We start from the raw sequence: 20,958 nt of genomic DNA on the forward strand, positions 1-20,958 counted from the left end.
AGCCCTTCCCTTTTTCATACATCATTTCAGGACCGACCAGCCACATGGCCACATCATTCCGCATCTCCCTCGCCGCCGCCTCCGTCATGGCGCTCGCCCTTTCCGCCGGGGCCGCGCAGGCGCGTGACACGTCCAAGGCGTGCCACGCCAAATTCACGGCGGCCCGCACGGCAGGCACGCTGGGCACCCAGTCCTACAAGGAATTCAAGGCAGCCCAGTGCGATACCGGCGCCGCCACCACAGCCGCGGCGGCCCAGCCCGCCACACCGGCAGCCCCGGCTCCTGCCGCAGCGCCCGTAGCCGCGCCGGCAGCAGCCAAAGCCGCAGCGCCCGCAATCACCACCTCGGCCACCATGCCCACCGCTGTTGCTGACAAATACAGCAAGGAACCTGCGGGCAAGGGCCGCCTGCACACCTGTCTTGACCAGTACAACGCCAACAAGGCCGCCAACGCCAATGGCGGGCTGCGCTGGATCCAGAAGGGCGGCGGCTACTACAGCCAGTGCAACGCCAAGCTCAAGGGCTGAGCCACCGCACGGGCCGCGCCCTGGCCCGTGCCTACCCGCCCTGCCCGCGCGCGGGGCGGACAAAGGCCTGGCTGGTGGCGTAGGATATCCACACCCTGTGGCTTGCGAACCAGTCCGAGCCAAGCAGCATTTCAAGGTGCTCGCGCAGGGGGGCTACGGTGAGCGTGACATTGCGCTCAAGCTCGTGGCCCACCTGCAGGCTGTCAAAACGGTGCCAGTGATAGATGTCCTTGTGGCCATCCACGCTGGCGGTCACCCCACCGGGGTCGCGCTCAAGCTGTGACTGGGCAACACCCGCGCGGTGCGCCACGTCGGGCGAGACAATGCGCGAGCGCGCGCCGCTATCGAGCAGCGCCGTGACCGGCCTGCCATCAAGCTTGACCTCAAGCAGGAAACGGTTGTCCTGCCGCCGCAGGGGCAGGCTTTCATACGGGCCATCCCACGCGGGCGGAGGGGCGCAGGCGAGCGAGCCGTGCTGGATGTTCCACAGGCTCAGCGTGCCGCCGGGCACATCCATGTCGAGATCGAAGCGCGAGAGGATATCGCCACCAAGCAGCCCCGCCACCGGCGGCTGGATCATCGGCTGGCCGGGCAGTTCGCCCACCGGCACGGAGCGCGCGCCAAAATCCACCCCGCCAACCCGCAGGTCGGGCACGATGGCATTGGGCGTGGCCTGCGCCACGCCGCCGGTGCCATGCACCACCGTTTCATGCTCGGGGTCGAGGCGCAGGCGCAGGTAGCCCACCATCTCGGGCGTGAGCAGCCCGCCATCGGAGCCGGTATCGACCAGTGCGCTCAGGCTGTGGCCTGCAATGCTGATGACGATGGAAAGGTAGCCCCCGTCATCACGCAGCGGCACCTGCGCCACGCGCTCGTGGTTGCACAGCCGCGCGGCGTCCGGGGCGGCGATTGCGGCATGGGCCACACCGAGGCCGCAGGCCAGCCCTAGGGCCAGCAGGGTGTTGCGGGCCGCCGCCACTAGCCCAGACGCTCCGCCATGGCATCGGTCGCGGCAAGCAGGGTTTCGATAATGCCGGGATCGGTCATGGCATGGCCTGCAATATCAACAACCTGAAAATCCGCCTCCGGCCAGGCGCGGTGCAGGTCCCATGCCGTGCGCATGGGGGTCGCCACGTCATAGCGCCCCTGCACGATGATGGCGGGGATGTGGCGGATGCGGTCCACATCACGGATCAACTGCCCCTCCTCCAGCCAGCCCGCATTGATGAAATAATGGTTCTCGATGCGCGAGAAGGCCAGCGCGTAGCGCGGGTCGCCGTGCCGGGTGGCGGTATCGGGGGCGGGGCGCAGGGTGATGGTGCGGCCTTCCCACACGCTCCAGGCGATGGCGGCCTCGATCTGCACGTCCTGGTCCGGGCCGGTCAGGCGGCGGTTATAGGCCGTGATCAGGTCGCCGCGTTCCTCGGGCGGGATGGGGGCAAGGAACTGCTCCCACAGGTCGGGGAAGAGCCATGACGCCCCTTCCTGATAATACCACAGCAGTTCCGCCCGGCGCAGGGTGAAGATGCCGCGCATGACCAGCGCGGTGACCCGCCCGGGGTGGGTCTGCGCATAGGCCAGCGCCAGCGTGGAGCCCCACGAGCCACCAAACACCATCCACCGCTCCGCCCCCGTGAGCACGCGCAGGCGCTCCATGTCGGCCACGAGGTGCCATGTCGTGTTGTGCTTGAGGGATGCATGCGGCGTGGAGCGCCCGCAGCCACGCTGGTCGAACAGAAGGATACGGTAGCGCGCGGGGTCGAACATGCGGCGCTGGAAGGCCGAGCACCCGCCGCCGGGGCCGCCATGCACGAACACTACGGGAATGCCATCGGGGTTGCCGCACAGTTCCCAGTAAACGCGGTGCCCCTCCCCCGTATCAAGCCAGCCGTGGTCGTAGGGGTCGATGGGAGGGTAGGCAAACCGCTCAGGCATGGATTTTCCTGTTCATCGGGCAGTATCGGGCGGGGTGTCGGTGGTGGCATGCGGATGGGCGCGTGTCCAGACATCCATCAGCCGCGCCTCATCGGCCAGGGTGTAGCGCTGGGTGGTGGACAGGCTGGCATGGCCGAGCAGGTCCTGGATCACGCGCAGGTCGGCGCCGCCTTCCATCAGGTGCGTTGCGAAGGAATGCCGCAGCGCATGCGGGGTTGCATGCTCGGGCAGGCCCGCCATGTGCCGCCACGTGCGCATGGCGCGCTGGGCAATGCCCGCCTGCAGCCGCCCGCCGCGCACGCCCACAAACAGCGGTGCATCGGGCTGGGGCAGCGGGTGGGCATTGCGCCACCGCCTGAGCGCCTGCATGACCTGCGGCAGCACCGGCACCATGCGCTCCTTGCCGCCCTTGCCGCGAATGCGCAGCACGCCATCGCCCTGCACCGGGTTGCCAAGACTGGCCGCCTGATCAAAATCACGCACCTCCAGCCCCAGCGCCTCCGAGATGCGCAGCCCGCAGCCGTACAGCAGCATGAACAGCGCCCCGTCACGCACCTGCGCCATGGGGGTGTGGGCGATGTCGGCAACACCTTCGGGCACCTCGAGCGCATCGGGCCTTGGCAGCGGGCGGGGCAGCGGGCGGCGGGTGCGCGGCGTGGCCAGCAGGGCCGGAGCCGGGTTGTCCACTCCGTGATAGCGGGCAAGGTAGCGATAGAACGAGCGCAGCGCGGAGACCCGCCTTGCCCGCGTGCGCGCCGCACGGTCCTGCGTGGTGGCGCGGCTGCCGGTCAGGGCGGCATTATGCTCATGGGCCAGCCAGGCCCGCAGGTCCGCCAGTGAAAGCCCCGCCAGCGCCCCCATATCGGGTTCCGCGCCCAGATGCCCCATGAGGAAGGACAGAAAGCGGTCCAGATCACCGCGATAGGCCGTAAGCGTGAGGGGGGAAGCCCGGCGTTCGGTTTCCATCCACTGCAGAAAGGCATCGCGTGCCCCGGTTGCCATCATGCCGCCTGCCCTTTGCCTGACTGAAAAAAGTTTCTGCTGAAGAACGCCGCCTTTTTGAAAAAAGGCGGCACCCGAAAACTTTTATCACCTATTCTCAATGTCTTGTTTCAAAATAATGTCTTGTCGGGGCGATGGATGCGCCATGCCTTACGGATGGACAAGACACAGCCGATGCCTGACGGTAGAAAAACACATGCCGCATCGCAACCCCACCCAGACGGACCTGTTGCCCCCCGCCCCTGACGGGCGCGTGCGGGTCATGCTTACCTTGCCCTTTGCCGGGCCACTGGACTACCTGCTGCCGCCGCGTCTGGCCGATGCCCGCCCCGGCGATATTGTAAGCGTGCCGCTCGGCCGCCGCACCGAAACCGGTGTGATCTGGGATGCCGCCCCCAACCTGCCGCCTGAATTCATGCCACCACCCGCGCGTGAGGTCGCCACCAGCCGCCTCAAGCCCGTGGCCGCCCGCCTTGACCTGCCACCGCTGCCCGCGCAACTGCGCCAGTTCGTGGACTGGGTGGCCGCCTATACGCTCTCGCCGCCCGGCATGGTGCTGGCCATGGCGCTGCGGGCCAATGCGCTGGCCGCCCTGCCCAGGCCCAGCACGGGCTACAGCGCTGCCGCCACATTGCCTGCCGACCTCCGGCTGACCCCCGCCCGCCAGAAAGTGCTGGACATTGCAGGCGCAGGCCCGCCGCTCCCCGCCGCCGAACTCGCCCGCCGGGCGGGCGTGGGGGCGGCCGTGATTCGCGGCCTGGCGCAGGCGGGCGCCCTGCGCGCGGTTGAAATCACGCCCCCGCCGCCCTTCGCCACACCCGACCCTGCCCATTGCCCGCCCACGCTGGGCGGCAATCAGGCCGAGGTTGCGACCGAATTGCGGGCAAGGGTGGATGAGAACAGCTTTTCCATCACCCTGCTGGAAGGGGTGACCGGATCAGGCAAGACCGAGATCTACATGGAGGCCATCGCCGCCTGCCTTGAGGCGGGAAAACAGGCGCTGGTGCTGCTGCCCGAAATCGCGCTCTCGGCCCAGTGGACCGGGCGCTTTGCCCGCCGCTTTGGCGCGGAACCCGCGCTGTGGCACTCCGACCTTGGGGCAAGGCTGCGGCGCGTGACATGGCGGGCGGTGGCCGATGGCACGGCCCGCGTGGTGGTGGGCGCGCGCTCGGCGCTGTTCCTGCCGTTTGACCAGCTTGGGCTGATCATTGTCGATGAAGAACACGAGACCGCCTTCAAGCAGGAAGATGGCGTGACCTACCACGCGCGTGACATGGCGGTGGTGCGCGCGCGCATGAGCAAAGCCCCCATCGTGCTGGTCTCGGCCACCCCCAGCCTTGAAAGCCTGGCCAATGTGGGCGCGGGCCGCTACCGGCACCTCAAGCTCACGGCCCGCCACGGCAATGCCACCATGCCCTTGGTGGAAACGCTGGACATGCGCGCCGACCCGCCCGAGCGCGGGCTGTTCCTTTCCCCCGTGCTGACCGGGGCGATCAACGACGCCGTGGGCCGGGGCGAGCAGGCCATGCTGTTCCTCAACCGCCGGGGCTATGCGCCGCTCACGCTATGCCGCACCTGCGGCCACCGCATGCAGTGCCCCAACTGCACCGCCTGGCTGGTCGAGCACCGTGCGCGCCATATCCTGACCTGCCACCATTGCGGGTATGACGAGCCCATTCCCCAGACCTGCCCCAAATGCGCCGATGCCGACAGCCTGACCCCCATCGGCCCCGGCGTGGAGCGCATAACGGAGGAGGCGCGCGCCACCTTCCCCGACGCACGGATTCTGGTCATGGCGAGTGATACGCTCAGCGGCCCCGCCGCCACCGCTGCCGCCGTCGAGCGCATTGCCCGGCGCGAGGTGGATCTTGTGATCGGCACCCAGATCGTGGCGAAGGGCTGGCACTTCCCGCACCTTACCCTTGTGGGCATTGTCGATGCCGATCTTGGCCTTGGCGGCGGCGACCTGCGGGCCTCGGAGCGCACGGTGCAGCTTCTGCACCAGGTGGCAGGGCGTGCGGGCCGTGCGGAGGCACCGGGCCGGGTGCTGTTGCAGAGCTACGTGCCCGACCATCCGGTGATGCAGGCGCTGGTTTCGGGTAATTTCGGCAGCTTCATGGAGCAGGAGGCCGAGCAGCGCCGCCCCGGCTTCTGGCCGCCTTATGGCAGGCTCGCCGCCCTGATCGTAAGTGCTGAAACGCCTGATGCCGCCGAGCTGACCGCCCGCGCCCTTGGCCAGAACGCGCCACGGCTTGATGGCGTGCAGGTTCTTGGCCCGGCACCGGCACCGCTGGCCATTCTGCGCGGGCGGCACCGCCACCGGCTGCTGTTGCGCGCGCGGCGCAACATTGCGGTGCAGCCCATCATGCGCGAATGGCTCAGCCGCGTGAAACCCGAGCGCGGGGCGCGGATTGACGTGGATATTGACCCGGTCTCGTTCCTGTAGAGAGGAAAAACAGATAAAAGTTTTTGGGTGCAGCCTTTTTTCAAAAAGGCTGCATTTATCGAAGCTTTTTGAAAAAAGCTTCACCAAAAACTTTTACTTCTTTAGGGCTTTACTGCGCCTCGGTGGCATGGGTCATGCCCCGGTGCAGCGCCTGCTCCACATCCCGCCCCGCCAGCGACAGGGCCACGGCCTCGGCAATGCGGATGCCATCAATCCCCGCCGAGAGAATGCCCCCAGCATAACCCGCCCCCTCGCCTGCCGGGAACAGCCCGCGCAGGTTCATGCCCTGCCCGTCCACCCCGCGCGGAATACGCAGCGGGGATGATGTGCGGGTTTCCACCCCCGTCATCACCGCATCCCGCATGGAGAAGCCTGCCAGCTTGCTGTCAAAATGCGGCAGGGCCTCGCGCATGGCCGCCACCGCGAACTCGGGCAGGCAGGTTGCAAGGTCGGTCGGTGTCACGCCGGGGCGGTAGGACGGCACGACCGCGCCAAGGGTGGTGGAGGCCACGCCATCAAGGAAGTCGCCCACCGTCTGCGCGGGCGCGAAATAGGCCCCGCCCCCGGCCTCGAACGCACGCCGTTCCCATTCACGCTGGAAGGCAATGCCCGCAAGCGGGCCGCCGGGATAGTCGCGCTCCGGCGTGACCCCCACCACCAGGCCTGCATTGGCGTTGCGCTCGGCGCGGGAATACTGGCTCATGCCATTGGTCACCACCTGCCCCACCTCCGATGTTGCGGCCACCACCGTGCCGCCGGGGCACATGCAGAAGGAATAGACCGCGCGGCCATTGCTGGCGTGGTGCACCAGCTTGTAATCCGCAGCCCCCAGCAGCGGCACGGCCTCGGGCTGGCCATAGCGGGCGGTGTTGATGACCGATTGCGGGTGCTCGATGCGCACCCCGATGGAAAACGGCTTGGCCACCATGGCAACGCCTGCCGCATGCAGCGCGCCGAACGTGTCGCGCGCGCTGTGGCCAATGGCCAGCACCACGTGGCTGGCCACAATCTCATCCCCATCCGCCAGGCGCAGCGCGCGGATGCGCCTGCTTCCCGCGCCGTCATCGCCGGTCACGAACTCGGTCACGTGCGCACCAAAGCGGTATTCGCCGCCCAGCGCCTCGATCTCGGCGCGGATATGCTCGACCATCGACACCAGCCGGAACGTGCCGATATGCGGGCGCGAGAGGTATTCGATCTCGGGCGGGGCGCCCGCGCGCACGAACTCGGCCAGCACCTTGCGGCCATAATGGCGCGGATCGCTGACCTGGCTGTACAGCTTGCCATCGGAGAAGGTGCCCGCACCCCCTTCGCCAAACTGCACGTTGCTCTCGGGGTTGAGGATGGATTTGCGCCACAGGGCAAAAGTGTCGACCGTGCGCTCGCGCACCACCTTGCCGCGCTCGAGCACCAGCGGGCGCAGGCCCATCTGCGCCAGCACGAGGGCCGCCATCAGCCCGCACGGCCCCGCCCCGATCACCACCGGGCGCGCAAAACCGGGCCGCGCGGCAAGGGCCGGGCCATCATCCACCGCAAAACGGTAGGTGGTGTCAGGCGTGGGCATGATGTTGCGCGCGCCTGCATGGGCGGCGAGCACGGCGGCCTCGTCGCGCACGGCGCAGTCCACGGTATAGACCAGCATCATGCGGTGCCGGTGGCGGGCGTCATGGCCACGGCGGAAGATGGTGATGGCTTCGATATCCGCCCGTGCCACGCCCAGCCGTTCGGCTACCGCCTGTTCCAGTGCGGCTTCGTCATGCGCGATGGGCAGGCGCAGTTCGGTCAGTCGGATCATGGGCGGGTTTTCCGTGGCTGGTGGCAGTGCGGGAGCCATATCACGCCGGGGCCGCGCACAGGAATGTGCTAAATGCTGGCGACGCGCCGTAACCTTCTGCTAGGAAGGCGGCGATACCCTGCCCCTCCCGATCAATATGGATTCAGGCCCCATGGGCGAATGCCAACACAACCATGGCGCAGATGGCCATGACCATGCCACCCCGCCAGCGCACGGTCCGGCCTGCAGCCACGACCACGCGCAGGATGCCCATGCACACCCTGAGGCGGACCATGACTGCGGCCATGACCATGACGCCCATGCGGACCACGGGCATGAGGGGGGCTGCGGGCACGATCACGGGCATGGCGGCGGACTGTTCGGCCACCACCATGTGCACACGCCGGCCTCCTACGGACGGGCGTTTGCCATCGGCATTGCGCTCAACCTTGTCTATGTAGCGGGCGAGGCGGTGTGGGGCGTGCGCAGCCATGCGCTCTCGCTGCTGGCCGATGCGGGGCATAACCTGTCCGACGTGCTAGCCCTCGGGGCTGCATGGCTGGCCGAAATCCTCTCGCGCCGCTCGCCGAGCGCCAATTTCACCTACGGGCTGCGCCGGTCTTCCATCCTCGCTGCCCTTGGCAATGCCGTGGCCCTGCTGGTCGTGACTGGCGGCATCATGTGGGAGGCCGTGCTGCGGCTGATCCACCCGCACCCGGTGGCAGGCGTTGCGGTGATGGTGGTGGCCGGGATCGGCATCGTGGTGAACGGGCTGACCGCGCTGCTGTTTGCCAGTGGCGGCAAGAAGGACCTCAACCTGCATGGTGCGTTCCTGCACATGGCATCCGACGCGGTGATGGCGCTGGCCGTGGTGGCGGGCGGCGGCCTGATTTTGCTGACCGGCTGGCTGCGCATCGACCCCGTCATCTGCCTTGTGGTGTCGCTTTCCATCATTCTTGCCACATGGTCGCTGCTGCGTGATTCGCTCGACATGGCGCTTGACCGCGTGCCGCGTGGCATCGACCCTGCCGCTGTCGCCGCCTTCCTGCGCACGCTGCCCGGCGTGTGCGACCTGCATGACCTGCATATATGGCCCATCAGCACCACCGAAACCGCGCTGACCGTTCACCTCGTGCGCGCGGCGGGCGAGCAGGGCCACGCCCCTGATGGCCTGCTGAACCGCGCGGCAGCCGAGCTGCAGGCCCGCTTTGGCATTGTTCATCCCACCTTGCAGATTGAAACCCTGACCGATGCCAATGAGTGCATTCTGGCCGAAGCCCACTCCGTCTGATCGCAAGGACCGCCTGTTCAGCATGTTTGCCCGTACCGACCCCAAGATCCGCGCGGCCTGGTGCAGCGTTGTCGTCAGCCTCATCGCCCTGGGCATGAAATATGCCGCCTGGCGGGTGACCGACAGCATTGCGCTGTATTCCGATGCCATCGAGACCATCATCAACGTGGTCTCCGCCGTGGCCGGGCTGTGGGCGCTGCGGGTGGCAAGCCTCCCGCCCGACCACAACCACACCTATGGCCACTACAAGGCCGAATACCTCTCCGCCGTGGCGGAAGGGGTGCTGGTGGTCATTACCGCCATCACCATCGCGCATGAGGCATGGATCGGCTTCCAGCACATGCATGCGCCACAGGATTCGTGGCGCGGCATTGCGCTCAATGGCGGCGCGGGCGTGCTCAACCTGGTGTGGGGGCTGTTCCTGCTGCGGTTGGGGCGGGCGCGCCATTCACCCGCACTGGTGGCCAGCGGGCACCATGTGCTGTCCGATGTCTGGACATCGGCAGTGCTGATCACGGGGTTCGTGCTGATTCCGCTCACCGGCTTTTTGTGGCTCGACCCGCTGCTTGCCGCCCTGATTGCGGTGAACGTGCTGCGCACGGGGTGGGAGATGATGCGCACCTCCATCGCGGGGCTGATGGACGAGGCCCCCAATTCCGAGACGCTGGGCGAGATCCGCTCCATCATCTCGCACACCGCCACCGGCGCGATGGAGGCGCATGACATCCGCGCGCGCATTGTGGGCGCCATGACGTTTATCGAGTTTCATCTTGTCGTGCCCGGCGCCATGAGCGTAGAGGAAGCCCACCACATATGCGACCGGGTTGAGGATGGCCTGCGCGCGGGGCTGGGCGATGCGCTGATCAACATCCATGTCGAGCCCGAGCGCAAGGCCAAGCATACCGGCGTGCTGGTGCTGCCGTGACCTGGCGGCAGGGGCGGATATTCTGCCAGTGACCGCCTGACCTGCGATAAATACCACCCCTGCCGGGCAACCGGATGGCCTAAACCCGGTTTTACCCGTTTCAGGGCAGTTGCTGAAAGTACGTTACCGGGCATGCGAACCGACCTTACCGAGATACGCCGGAAACACATGCGTCATCTGCGCCGTTCCGCGCGGATTACCACCGAGCAGTGGCGGCGCAAGCTCGCATGCTGGGCGGCGGCCGTGGTGGTAGGCGTGGTGGCGGTGGGCTTTGCCATGGCAGCCGATGCGGCAGCGAGCCTGCGCACGCACATCATCGCATTCAACCCATGGCTGATGCTGGTGCTGACGCCGGGCGGGCTTGCGCTTTCAACGTGGCTGACGCGCACATGGTTCCGCGGCGCGCAGGGCAGCGGCATACCGCAGACCATTGCCACGCTGCACCTTGAAAATTTTGCCATTGTTGACCGGCTGCTGTCGCTGCGGGTGGCGGCGGGCAAGATCGTGCTGACCTCGCTGGGGCTGGTGGCGGGGGCCTCCATCGGGCGCGAGGGGCCAAGCGTGCAGATCGGGGCCGCCATCATGCATGCGCGGGCGGTGGCTCAACCTGTCCACCATCAGCATGCGGCGCGGGCTGATCCTGGCGGGCGGGGCCTCGGGCGTGTCAGCCGCGTTCAACACGCCGCTGGCGGGCATCGTGTTCGCCATCGAGGAACTCAGCCACTCGTTTGAGCAGCGCACCAGCGGCACCATGCTCACCGGTGTGATCCTGTCGGGTGTGACGGCCATCGCCCTTGTGGGCAATTACAGTTACTTCGGCCACACGGATGTGGTGGTGCCCATTGGCATAAGCTGGATCGCGGTGCCGACCTGCGGCATTCTGGGGGGCATTGGCGGGGGCGTGTTCTCGGCCATTCTCATCCGGGCCACGCGCGGCCTGCCCGGCGGGCTGGGGCGCTTTGCCAAGGGGCGGCCGGTGGCGTTCGCCGCCGTATGCGGGCTTTTGCTGGCCATACTGGGCATTGCCTCGGGCGGGATCACCTATGGCACCGGCTATTATCAGGCGCATGAAATCATTGATGGGCGGACGCATTATCCCGCCTCGTTCTTCATCCTCAAATTCATCGCCACCATCATTTCCTACTGCTCGGGCATTCCGGGCGGGCTGTTTGCGCCCTCGCTTGCCATCGGGGCGGGGTTTGGCGGGTGGGTGGCGCAGTTCCTGCCGCACACCACGCCGGGCGCCGTGGTGCTGCTGGGCACGGTGGCGTATTTCTCCGCCGTGGTGCAGTCACCGCTGACGGCCTCGGTCATTGTCATGGAAATGTGTGACAACCAGCAGGTCACGCTGGCGCTGCTGGCCACGTCATTTTTGGCCTATGGCGTGTCGCGCATGATCTGCTCGCAGCCGCTCTATGCGGCGCTGGCCGAGGCGTTTCTTGATGGCATGGCCTCTGCGCCCAAGCCCCCGCCTGTGGCAAAAACTGCCGTAAAATAACAAAAGTTTTTGGTGAAGCTTTTTTCAAAAAGCTTCGAAAGACGCCACCTTTTTGAAAAAAGGCAGCACCCAAAAACTTTTATCCGTTTTTTGTCTTTATCACCCGGTCGTAAAAGGCCAGCCATTGGCTGGTTACAGCCTGTGGGGTAAAGCCTGCCTCGTAATCGCGCGTGCCACCTGCCGCGATATGCGCGGCAAGGGCGGGGTCGTCGATCACCGCGCGGATGGCGGCAGCAAGCGCCGGTGCATCATCAATCGGCACCAGCATACCGTTCTCGCCATTGCGGATATGGGCGCGTGGCCCGTCGGCCGCACAGGCCACCAGCGGCACGCCTGCTGACCAGGCATCGAGTATCACGGTGCCAAACGGTTCATAGCGCGAGGGCAGCACGCACAGATCCGCTGCCGCCAGCAAAGCGCCCCGGTCCGACCGCCAGCCCAGAAAATGCACCCGATCCGCCACACCCAGCCTTGCCGCCTGCGCGCCAAGGGCGGCACGCAGCTCGCCCTCGCCTGCCAGCCACACATGGCAGCGCGGCAGGGCGGGCAGCGCATCAAGCAGGGTTTCCAGCCCCTTGGCCGGGTGCAGGCGCGAGAGCACCAGCAGCACCGGGGCATCGGGCGGCGTATCGAGCGCCTGCCGCGATACCGGCGGCTGCGGTTTGACGGAGGGGAAGGTGGGAATATAGGCCACCCGCTCCGCTGGTGCGCCACGCGCCACCATCGAGGCTGCCATATCCGCCGTGCAGCCCACGAACCAGTCGCAATGCGCAAAGGCACGCAGATCCTTGTAATTGCCGAACCAGCCGATGACCGGCACCCCGGTGCCCGCAGGCACGATCTCGGCAGCGCGCCGCAGCCAGCAATGAATGAGGTCGGGCCTGACGCGCCCGATCAGCCGCCGCATGGCGTAGCGGGCCGCAGGGCGGAGCGGCAGGCGCAGGGGGCCGGTATCCACCTGCATGCCCGCCGCCCGCATGGCGGGCACGCGGGGGGCCGCGGGGTGCATGACAATGCCCTGTTCAAGCCCGGCCTCATGCAGGCTGCACATGACATCGGTAGCATAAAGCTCCGCCCCGCCATTGCCTTTTGCGGCCATGACATGCAGCACCCGCATGTGTTTTCCGCCCCCCTGCTGCTTTATTTGGCCGACAGGTCGATCACGGCGGCGCGGCCATCTTCCGTGCCAAAGGCCAGCGCGCAGCCATCGGGGCTGAAGGCCAGCGCGGTTACCGCCCCCTCGCCCGCCATGCTGACCGGCAGCAGGCGCTGGGCATTGGTATCGACCATCAGCACCGCGCCATCTGCAAAGCCTGCGGCCACGATGTCATGCACGGGGTGGCAGGCAACACGGGTGCACATGATGCCGGGAATGCCGCCTGCCTCCGCCGGGGGCTTGCCCATCGGGCCACCACCAAAGAACGGCCACATCACGATGGTGTCCGCCCCGCTGGTCACCAGCCACTTGCCATTGCGCGTAAAGGCCATGGACTGCACCTTGGTGGGGTAGCCGCTCATGCGCATGTTATGCCCATCCGCCAGCCGCCAGCCATGCAGCTCCGATTCCTGCATGGAGGTGACCAGCGCCTCGCCCGCAGGGTGGATGGCGATGCCGATATGGCTGCCCTTCCATTCAAGCTGGCGGGGGGTATCCACCTTGGCCTGCACGAACCACATCGACGCGCCATTATAGTGCGAGGCCGCGATGCGCTTGCCCTTGGCATCGAACACGATGCCGCTGACGGTGGAAGGATGCTCGAGCACCTTGAGCGTGTCACGGCCTGCCGCATCGCGCAGTTCGACCTGCTTGCCTGCGGCAAAGGCGATCACGCCGCCCTTGTCATTTGCCCAGGTGGTGATGTGCTCGATCCAGCGGCGGCCTTTTGCCAGTTCGCTCACGCTGCCATCAGCCGCAATCCGGCGCAGGCTGTTGTCATCGCCGCCGGTCAGGAAGCCGGTGGGCGCGGCATCGGGGGCGATGGACAGCACCGCGCCATCATGCACGGTCTGCACATCCCATGCATCCGAGCGGCCCCAGTCGGCGCGGGCGGCCACCATCACGTCGCCCTCGGCGGTGGCGAACGCGACCTGCTGGCTATCACGCGCAATGGCGCAGCCGGTAATCTGCCCTTCAAGCTGGCGCTGGGCACCCCGGCGTTCGAGCAGCGAGGGGGGCATGGTGTCGTTCATGGTGCCGCTCATTTCGCACGGCAGCTTTCAAAACCACGGCGCAGTTGCGGGCGGTTGAGGTTGCGGCCAATGAAGACAAGGCGCGACACATGCGGCTCATCCTTCTTCCATGGGCCGATAAAGCCGCCATCGGCCATCATGTGCACCGCCTGGAACGCGAAGCGCTGGTCCTCGCCCGCATAGTTCAGGATGCCCTTGGCGCGCAGGATGTCCGCCCCCTGCTCCTGCAGCACGGCGCCGATCCATGCCTGGAACTTGGCGGCGTCAAGCGGTTCCTCCACCTCAAACGACATGGACGTCACGTCCGCCTCGTGCGAGTGGCTGGTGTCCTCAAGGAAGTTGGGGGCATGCTCGAGCGCGCGCTGGAGGTCGAAGCCGCCCTGATCGAGCACATCGGACAATGGCACGTCGCCCCGCTTTGCGCGGTGGAGGCGGCAGACGGAATTGATCGAGCGGATGCGCTTTTCAATCGCCTCGAGGCCCGCTTCATCCACAAGATCGACCTTGTTGAGGATGATGACATCGGCAAAGGCGATCTGGTTCACCGCCTCGGGGCTTTCTTCCAGCGTCTGGAGCACGTTATAGGCATCGACCACGGTCACCACTGCATCAAGCCGGGTCTTGCCGCGCACGTCTTCATCGACAAAGAAGGTCTGGGCCACGGGGGCGGGGTCGGCAAGGCCGGTGGTCTCGACGATGATGCCGTCGAACCTGGCGCGGCGCTTCATGAGGTTGCCGAGGATGCGGATCAGGTCGCCGCGCACGGTGCAGCAGATGCAGCCGTTGTTCATCTCGAACACTTCCTCGTCGGCATCGACCACGAGGTCGTTGTCCACGCCAAGCTCGCCAAACTCGTTGACCACAACCGCGTATTTGCGGCCATGCTCGGCGGTGAGGATATGGTTGAGCAGCGTGGTCTTGCCTGCGCCGAGGAAGCCCGTCAGCACCGTAACCGGCACGAGGGTGTTCGCAGCTTTGGTGTCAGGAGCGGCCTGAACGGTATCGGACATGGAACCTCCAGTGTTTGGGCATGAGCCTTGTGTGCCCAGATATAGGACGGCGCACGGCCCCGTCCCATACCCGCGCGGCATAAAAACGCAAAATGCGGCGTCAGGTGCGGCGGCGCAGGGCTTCGGCCCGCATGTGGGCGCGGCAGGCACGGGCATGCTCCACGCCAAAGCGCAGCGCCTGCGCGCGGCCCCGCGCGGCAATATCCGCCCGCAGGGCCGGATCATCGATCAGGCGGCCAATGGCGCGTGCGAGTTCTGCCGGGGGCTGGGGTGAACACAGCACGCCGCCATCGCCCACCACCTCCGGCAGGCCGCCGGTGGGGGCGGCCACGAGGGCGGCACCCGCCGCCATGGCCTCCAGCGCCGCAAGGCCAAAGGGTTCGGGCCAGCGGCTGGGCACCACCACAATGGCCGCCCGCGCCATGGCGGCCAGCACATCCGCATGCGGGCGGTAACCCTCAAGCCCGATGCCTGCCGCCTGCGCGCGGGGCAGCAGTTCCGCCATGAAGGGCGTTACCGGCGCATCGGCGCGAAACCGGTCGGCCCCGATCATGTCAAAGCGCCAGCCGGGGTAAGCGGGGGCAAGCCGGGCACAGGCCGCAACGAACAGGTCCGCCCCCTTGGTCTCGACCATGCGCCCGGCAAACAGCACCTGTTGCGCGCGATCCGTCATGGGCGGCACGCTGGCGGGAATGGCCACCCCGTTGGGCGAGACGCCAACCCGCTGCGCATCGGCAGCGGGCACGCCTTCAAGGAAGCGCTGGCGCACCCAGCCGGACACGCAGGCCACGTTCATCCACCGCAGCAGGTCCGCGCGGCGGGTGGGCGTCTCGGCCCCGCGCATGCCCTGCGGGTCGTTATGCAACACCAGCAGCACATGCTGGCCGGGGCGGCTGCGCGCAATATGCAGCGCGGTATCAGGGCGGTTATGCACCTCGACCACTGCAGGGCCGATGTCATGCACGATGCGCAGCACGCCAGCGGCATAACGGTGGCTGCGGCTGCCCGGCGGCCACAGGCCGGGGCGCACGGGCCGGTATTCATGGTCGGGCAGCAGCGTGGGGCCTGCCACCGGCGCGCCGATGATGACATCATTCGGGCCGGCAAGGGCTGCGACCTGCAGGCCGATGGCGCCCACCGCCCCCGTGCTGAAACCTTCACGCGCGGGCAGCACCACCGCCACGCGCCACGGCAAGGCGTCCACGGAGATCAGCCGATGTCCTCAAAGCGCGCCTGCTGCCACTGCTTTGGTTCCTGGGCGGCAAGCTGGTACCATTCCTCCATGAGCGGATGCGCGCGCACGGCGGTCATGTAGGCCCGTGATTCCGGCGAGGGGCTGACCCCATAGGACAGGAAGCGCGAGACGATGGGCGCGAACATGGCATCCGCCATGCCGAATTTTTCCCCGAACAGGAAATCGCCATCCTTGCCAAAATCAAGCCGCGCCTCGGTCCAGATCGCGTCGATCCGCGCGATGTCGGCATCAATATCCGCCGTGGTGCCTGCGGCCAGCGGGCGGTTCTCGCGCCCGGTATTCATGGGCATGGCGGCACGCACGGCACGAAAGCCCGCATGCATCTCGGCAGCGATGCTGCGGGCATAGGCACGCGCGCGGGCATCGGCAGGCCACAGGCCGGGGGCCTGCTCGGCGCAGTATTCACAGATCGCGAGGCTCTCCCACACGGCAGCCCCCTGATGCTCAAGGTAAGGCACCTTGCCATTGGGCGAGATGGTGCGGATGGCGGGTGTCTCGCCATTATCGGCCAGCGGGATCACCTGCTCGCGCACGTCAAGCCCCGCCAGACGCACCGCAAGCCAGCCGCGTAGCGACCATGATGAATATCGCCGCGTGCCAATGACCAGAATACTGTCGTTCATCATGCCGCCTTTCCTTCGCCTTCGGCCTCGACGCGGCGAATGAACCCGCCGCCGAGCACCCGGCTGCCATCATACATCACGCAGGCCTGCCCCGGCGCGGGCACGGCCCCCTCATCGAGCAGCACGCGGGCCGCACCATCGGGCAGCGCCCATACGGTGGCGGCACGCGCGGCCTCGCGCGCGCGGATCTGCACCGCGCAGCGCAGACCATCAGGCCCCGGCTGCGGTACCAGCCAGTTCATGTTGCGCAGCACCAGCGTGCGAGCCACGGCCTGGGCGCGCGGGCCGATCACCACGCGGCGGCTGGCAGGCTCGATGCCCACAACCATCTGCCGCTCGCCCGCCAGCATGGCCGCATTGCCCAGCCGCTTGCTCTGGCCCACGGTGTAGCGGCTCACGCCTTCATGCTGGCCGACAACATGGCCGGAGCGGTCCACGATCTCGCCCGCGCCGGTTATGTCGGGGCGCAGCTTTTCCACCAGGGCGGCATAGGAGCCATCGGTCACGAAGCACAGGTCCTGGCTGTCGGGCTTGGCGGCCACGGCAAGGCCAAAGCGCTCGGCCTCGGCACGGACGGCGGCCTTGTCGGGCATGTCGCCCAGCGGAAAGCGCAGGAACTCAAGCTGGTCGCGCGTGGTGGCGAACAGGAACCAGGACTGGTCGCGCCCTTCATCAACGGGGCGGTGCATCTCGACGCCGTCAGGGCCTTCCACCCGGCGCACGTAATGGCCGGTGGCCATGGCATCGACCCCAAGGTCACGCGCCATGCCCAGAAGATCGGTGAATTTCACGCCCTGATTGCACGCAACGCACGGCACCGGGGTCTCGCCCGCGGCATAGGCATTGGCGAAGGTGTCGATCACGCTGTCATGGAAGCGGCGCTCGGCGTCGATCACGTAATGGGGGATGCCGAGCCTGTCGGCCACGCGGCGGGCGTCGTGGATGTCGCGCCCGGCGCAGCAGGCGCCCTTTTTCTTGCTCTCGCGGGAATCGTAGAGCTGGAGGGTCGCGCCAATGACCTCGTGCCCCTCGGCCACGAGGCGTGCTGCAACGACGGAACTGTCCACCCCGCCAGACATGGCCACAAGAATACGCATGGGCTCGGTTCCACTTCCCTTGAAACAGGCAATGCCCGGAGAACTATCAGCCTCCGGGCATCGCGCGTCAAACATCGTTTTGCCCGCCCACGCCCAAAAACACGCAGGGCGGAATGGGCCGTCCGGTCAGGACGTGCTGGGCAGGCGCACCACGAGGCCATCGAGTGCTTCGGTCATCACGATCTGGCAGCCCAGGCGCGAGGTCTTTTCCAGCCCGAAGGCGAGGTCGAGCATGTCTTCCTCGTCCTCGGTCGGCGGCGTCAGCTTGGGCGCCCATTCGGGGTCGACCACCACGTGGCAGGTGGCGCAGGCCAGCGAGCCTTCGCATGCGCCTTCAAGGTCAACACCGTTCTTGTGCGCGATTTCCAGAACCGACAGGCCCAGCGGGGCCGCGACTTCGCGACGGGTGCCATCACGCTCGATGAATACTATATGCGCCATCTTTTCCATCCTGCCTGTGCGTTGCGCCCGTTACGGTCGCGCAGCGCTGCCTTGCGCGCGGCAATGTGCCACTGCGCGGCACAGGATCGCCGCCGCGCGATCCACTTCGGCGGGTGAGGTATAGCGTCCGACCGCCAGACGCAAGCCTTCCGCCGCCTCCGCCGCCTCAAGCCCCATTGCGCTGAGCACATAGGACGGCACCACCTCGGCCGAGGAACACGCCGACCCGGTGGAAAGGCACAGCTCGGGTGCCGCCGCCAGCAGGTCGAGCGCCCGCACCCCCTCGAAGCCTATGTTCAGGTTGGCCGCAAGCCTTGCCTGCATGCCGCCATGCACCCGCAGGCCGGGACAGCCTGCTGCAAGGGCGGCCAGCATGCGGTCACGCAGTGACGCGATGCGGGCGCGCTCGGCCGCCCCTTCAAGGCGGGCAATGCGGCACGCCGCGCCGAACCCGATGATCAGCGGCGCTGGCAACGTGCCCGAGCGCAGGCCGCGCTCCTGCCCGCCCCCCGAGAACAGCGGGGCAAGCCGAACGCGCGGCCTACGCCGCACGAACAGCGCGCCCACCCCCTTCGGCCCATACAGCTTGTGCGCCGAGACGGAGGCCAGATCGAGATCCCACGCCCTGACATCAACATCCACCTTGCCCGCGGCCTGCGCCAGGTCACTGTGCAGCAGGCTGCCGGCCCGGCGCACGATGGGGGCTAGGGCTGCAAGGTCGTGCAGCACGCCGGTCTCGTTATTGGCGGCCATGATGGAGGTGAGCAGGGTGGGTACCTCAAGGGCCTTGGCCAGCACGTCCGGGTCGAGCGTGCCATCGGGCCGCACGGGCAGGATCACCGGCTCGCAGCCTTCGGCCGCGAGGTCGCGCACCGATTCCAGCACGCATTTGTGCTCGGTCGCCACCGTGATGACCCGCCTGCGCGGATCACCGCGCGCGATCAGGTGGCGCACGGCCCCCTTGATGGCGAGGTTATTGGCTTCTGTCGCGCCCGAGGTGAACACGATCTCACGCGCATCAGCGCCGAGCAGGGCCGCGACCTCGCCGCGTGCCTGCTCCACCGCATCATGCGCCGCCCGGCCCGCCGCGTGGTCGAGGCTGTGGGGATTGGCGAAGCTGTGGGCAAACCACGGCATCATTTCGTCCACCACGCGCGGATCGCACGGCGTGGTGGCCTGATAGTCGAGATAGATCAGGGCAGGGTCGGTCATGGCCGCCGCCCGTGCCGGTGGGGCCGCATTTCCGCCCCGCCATGCGCCCGACAGTTCATGGCAGATCCGCTCATGCAACCGCTCCGGCCTGTGCGGGCAGGCGAGCCGCCATGGCCGCGTAGGCATTGATGAAGCCCTGCACGTCCGCCTCATCCACCGACCATGGCAGCGAGACGCGGATGGCGCAGCCTGCCCCCTCGCCCAGCCCCATGGCCTCGAGCACATGCGAGCGCGCAACCTTGCCCGATGAGCAGGCCGCGCCGGCGGAGACGCCATAGCCCGCCATGTCGAGCGCAATGAGCTGGGTCTGCGCCCGCCGTCCGGGCAGCACAAGGCTAGTGGTATTGGCCAGGCGCATGACCCCTGCCCCGCACACACTGGCCCCTGCCGCCACGGCTGCCGCCTCGATGCGGTCGCGCCATGCGCCAAGCCGGTCGGCCTGCACCACCATGCCTGCAACCGCAACCCTTGCCGCCGCCGCCATGCCTGCAATGGCGGGCAGCGCTGGCGTGCCGCCGCGCCGCCCCTGCTCCTGCCCGCCACCGGCCAGAAGCGGCGGCAGGGCATGGAACCGCCCGCCCGCCAGCAAAAGCGCGCCCGCGCCTTTTGGGCCGCCAAATTTATGCCCCGATATGGCCACGCTATCCGCCCCGAGTCCCTCCAGCGTAAAGGCGATGCGCCCTGCCGCCTGCACCGCATCCACATGCAAAAGCGCGCCATGGGCGTGGCACAGATCAGCGATTTCACGCACGGGATTGATCACCCCGGTCTCGTTATTGGCCAGCATGGCGCAGACAAGCGCGGGGGGCTCCCCGTTCGCCAGCATGCGCTCGAGGGCGGCAAGGTCCAGCACACCATCGGCCCGCACGGCAATGGTGGCCGCCTGCGTTGCCGCGCGCACGGCATCATGCTCGCTTGCGCCCACGAGCACGCGCCTGCCACCCGCCTGCCCGGCAATGGCCAGCACGTTGGCCTCCGTACCGCCGGAAGTGAACACGCAGTTCTCCGCTGCCGCCCCGAACAGGGCCGCGATGTCCTCTCGCGCGGTCTCGAGCACGGCACGGGCCGCACGGCCCGCACGGTGCACGGAGGCCGGGTTGCCCGCCACCAATGCCGCCTGCGTCATGGCCTCAAGCGCCTGAGGCCGGATGGGCTCGGCGGCATTGGCGTCAAGATATGTAAAACGCTCGCTCAGGGTGCTCATGCTGTCCAGCCATATGGGTTGTGCCAAGTCCTTTTGCGACGGCAATTACGATTTATGTGGCATTTTGGGAATCCCCGCCGCTATAAGGCAGCGCAACATAATATTTATTGCAACGTGTTATGGGTGCGGGGCACCCCTTTATCCCATACCGCTGCCTCAATGTCGCCCGCCCAACATCGGGGCCATGGCAAGGAGAGCGAACCGACACGAGACCCCCGCGCAGGCCCCGAGGCGTATTGCCCACGGCATGAACCGTGGCCATATCCCGCCATATCTGCCCCCCGCGCAGGGCACGCCTGCCGAAGATGCACTGTTACCCGGTAGGCATAATGCCCATTATTCAGGTGGGTTGGTATATTTGCGGTCTGGCGTGCCGGGCCGGGTCACTTCTGCCTTTCGTGCTGTAACCACCCGGATGAATACAGGCCGCCTGCCTGCATCTGGCGCGCGTAACAGCCCGAAGACAGCACTTTTTTCTCTGCCTGCCGACCTGACGGGGCATCGCCGGTCGGGCAGGCTGTAACAGCA

Annotated in this window: 17 protein-coding genes and 1 pseudogene; 5 read left to right on the forward strand and 13 right to left on the reverse strand. The window is 67.3% G+C overall.

Annotated elements, in window-relative coordinates; translation table 11 throughout:
* Nucleotides 1-44 precede the first annotated feature (44 nt).
* Nucleotides 45-527: a hypothetical protein gene (locus tag QEG70_RS07915; protein WP_308720158.1), complete on the forward strand. Its 483-nt coding sequence runs from the start codon at nucleotides 45-47 to the stop codon at nucleotides 525-527.
* Nucleotides 528-558: 31 nt separating this feature from the next.
* Here QEG70_RS07915 and QEG70_RS07920 read toward each other — a convergent pair whose 3' ends face one another.
* The 3 genes from QEG70_RS07920 to QEG70_RS07930 are packed head-to-tail and all read right to left on the reverse strand — an operon-like array spanning nucleotide 559 to nucleotide 3,467.
* Complete coding sequence (locus tag QEG70_RS07920) at nucleotides 559-1,506, reverse strand: aspartyl protease family protein (protein WP_374762570.1); 948 nt, start codon at nucleotides 1,504-1,506, stop codon at nucleotides 559-561.
* Complete coding sequence (pip, locus tag QEG70_RS07925; protein WP_308720159.1) at nucleotides 1,506-2,462, reverse strand: prolyl aminopeptidase; 957 nt, start codon at nucleotides 2,460-2,462, stop codon at nucleotides 1,506-1,508. Before pip ends, QEG70_RS07920 begins: the two co-directional genes overlap by 1 nt.
* A 12-nt stretch (nucleotides 2,463-2,474) precedes the next feature.
* Nucleotides 2,475-3,467 carry a tyrosine recombinase XerC gene (locus QEG70_RS07930; protein ID WP_308720160.1) on the reverse strand — a complete coding sequence of 331 codons (993 nt, stop codon included), beginning with the start codon at nucleotides 3,465-3,467 and terminating at the stop codon, nucleotides 2,475-2,477.
* A gap of 193 nt (nucleotides 3,468-3,660) precedes the next feature.
* Here QEG70_RS07930 and QEG70_RS07935 point away from each other — a divergent pair, with 193 nt between their 5' ends.
* Nucleotides 3,661-5,910, forward strand: coding sequence for a primosomal protein N' (locus QEG70_RS07935; RefSeq protein ID WP_308720161.1), 2,250 nt, complete (start codon nucleotides 3,661-3,663; stop codon nucleotides 5,908-5,910).
* 109 nt (nucleotides 5,911-6,019) lie between these two features.
* On the opposite strand, the gene QEG70_RS07940 is transcribed toward QEG70_RS07935, so the two are convergent.
* Nucleotides 6,020-7,705 (reverse strand): NAD(P)/FAD-dependent oxidoreductase, encoded by a 1,686-nt coding sequence (locus QEG70_RS07940; RefSeq protein ID WP_308720162.1) that lies wholly within the window; start codon nucleotides 7,703-7,705, stop codon nucleotides 6,020-6,022.
* A 151-nt stretch (nucleotides 7,706-7,856) separates the two neighbouring features.
* Between QEG70_RS07940 and QEG70_RS07945 the strand changes: the two genes are divergently transcribed.
* The 3 genes and pseudogenes from QEG70_RS07945 to QEG70_RS07955 all read left to right on the forward strand — a co-directional run bounded on the left by QEG70_RS07945 (nucleotide 7,857) and on the right by QEG70_RS07955 (nucleotide 11,398).
* A complete protein-coding gene (locus tag QEG70_RS07945) occupies nucleotides 7,857-8,975 on the forward strand; it encodes a cation diffusion facilitator family transporter (protein ID WP_308720163.1) in 1,119 nt (372 codons plus the stop codon).
* 22 nt (nucleotides 8,976-8,997) lie between these two features.
* Nucleotides 8,998-9,900, forward strand: a complete 903-nt coding sequence (locus tag QEG70_RS07950; protein WP_308720164.1) for a cation diffusion facilitator family transporter — start codon at nucleotides 8,998-9,000, stop codon at nucleotides 9,898-9,900.
* A gap of 168 nt (nucleotides 9,901-10,068) precedes the next feature.
* Nucleotides 10,069-11,398: pseudogene (locus QEG70_RS07955) on the forward strand (chloride channel protein).
* A gap of 79 nt (nucleotides 11,399-11,477) precedes the next feature.
* On the opposite strand, the gene QEG70_RS07960 reads toward QEG70_RS07955, so the two are convergent.
* From QEG70_RS07960 to QEG70_RS08000, 9 genes are all read right to left on the reverse strand, one after another.
* The gene (locus tag QEG70_RS07960; RefSeq protein WP_308720165.1) at nucleotides 11,478-12,515 is read right to left on the reverse strand and encodes a glycosyltransferase; all 1,038 of its coding nucleotides are present in this window, start codon (nucleotides 12,513-12,515) and stop codon (nucleotides 11,478-11,480) included.
* 23 nt (nucleotides 12,516-12,538) lie between these two features.
* Complete coding sequence (locus QEG70_RS07965) at nucleotides 12,539-13,600, reverse strand: WD40 repeat domain-containing protein (RefSeq protein ID WP_308720166.1); 1,062 nt, start codon at nucleotides 13,598-13,600, stop codon at nucleotides 12,539-12,541.
* Nucleotides 13,597-14,598 (reverse strand): CobW family GTP-binding protein, encoded by a 1,002-nt coding sequence (locus QEG70_RS07970; protein WP_308720167.1) that lies wholly within the window; start codon nucleotides 14,596-14,598, stop codon nucleotides 13,597-13,599. Before QEG70_RS07970 ends, QEG70_RS07965 begins: the two co-directional genes overlap by 4 nt.
* A gap of 100 nt (nucleotides 14,599-14,698) precedes the next feature.
* A complete protein-coding gene (locus tag QEG70_RS07975) occupies nucleotides 14,699-15,793 on the reverse strand; it encodes a glycosyltransferase family 4 protein (RefSeq protein WP_308720236.1) in 1,095 nt (364 codons plus the stop codon).
* 14 nt (nucleotides 15,794-15,807) lie between these two features.
* Nucleotides 15,808-16,476 carry a glutathione S-transferase family protein gene (locus QEG70_RS07980; RefSeq protein ID WP_308720237.1) on the reverse strand — a complete coding sequence of 223 codons (669 nt, stop codon included), beginning with the start codon at nucleotides 16,474-16,476 and terminating at the stop codon, nucleotides 15,808-15,810.
* Entirely contained in the window at nucleotides 16,476-17,573 is a 1,098-nt protein-coding gene (gene mnmA / locus QEG70_RS07985) for a tRNA 2-thiouridine(34) synthase MnmA (protein ID WP_308720168.1), read from the reverse strand. The genes QEG70_RS07980 and mnmA overlap by 1 nt, the downstream gene beginning before the upstream one ends.
* A 126-nt stretch (nucleotides 17,574-17,699) precedes the next feature.
* Nucleotides 17,700-18,014 carry a ferredoxin family 2Fe-2S iron-sulfur cluster binding protein gene (locus QEG70_RS07990; protein ID WP_061273819.1) on the reverse strand — a complete coding sequence of 105 codons (315 nt, stop codon included), beginning with the start codon at nucleotides 18,012-18,014 and terminating at the stop codon, nucleotides 17,700-17,702.
* Nucleotides 18,015-18,044: 30 nt separating this feature from the next.
* Entirely contained in the window at nucleotides 18,045-19,226 is a 1,182-nt protein-coding gene (locus QEG70_RS07995; protein WP_308720238.1) for a cysteine desulfurase family protein, read from the reverse strand.
* Nucleotides 19,227-19,296: 70 nt separating this feature from the next.
* Complete coding sequence (locus QEG70_RS08000; RefSeq protein ID WP_308720169.1) at nucleotides 19,297-20,430, reverse strand: cysteine desulfurase family protein; 1,134 nt, start codon at nucleotides 20,428-20,430, stop codon at nucleotides 19,297-19,299.
* Between the last annotated feature and the right edge of the window lie 528 nt (nucleotides 20,431-20,958).

The organism is Komagataeibacter xylinus, assembly GCF_031081985.1.
In the GTDB taxonomy this organism is placed as follows: Bacteria; Pseudomonadota; Alphaproteobacteria; order Acetobacterales; family Acetobacteraceae; genus Komagataeibacter; species Komagataeibacter xylinus_E.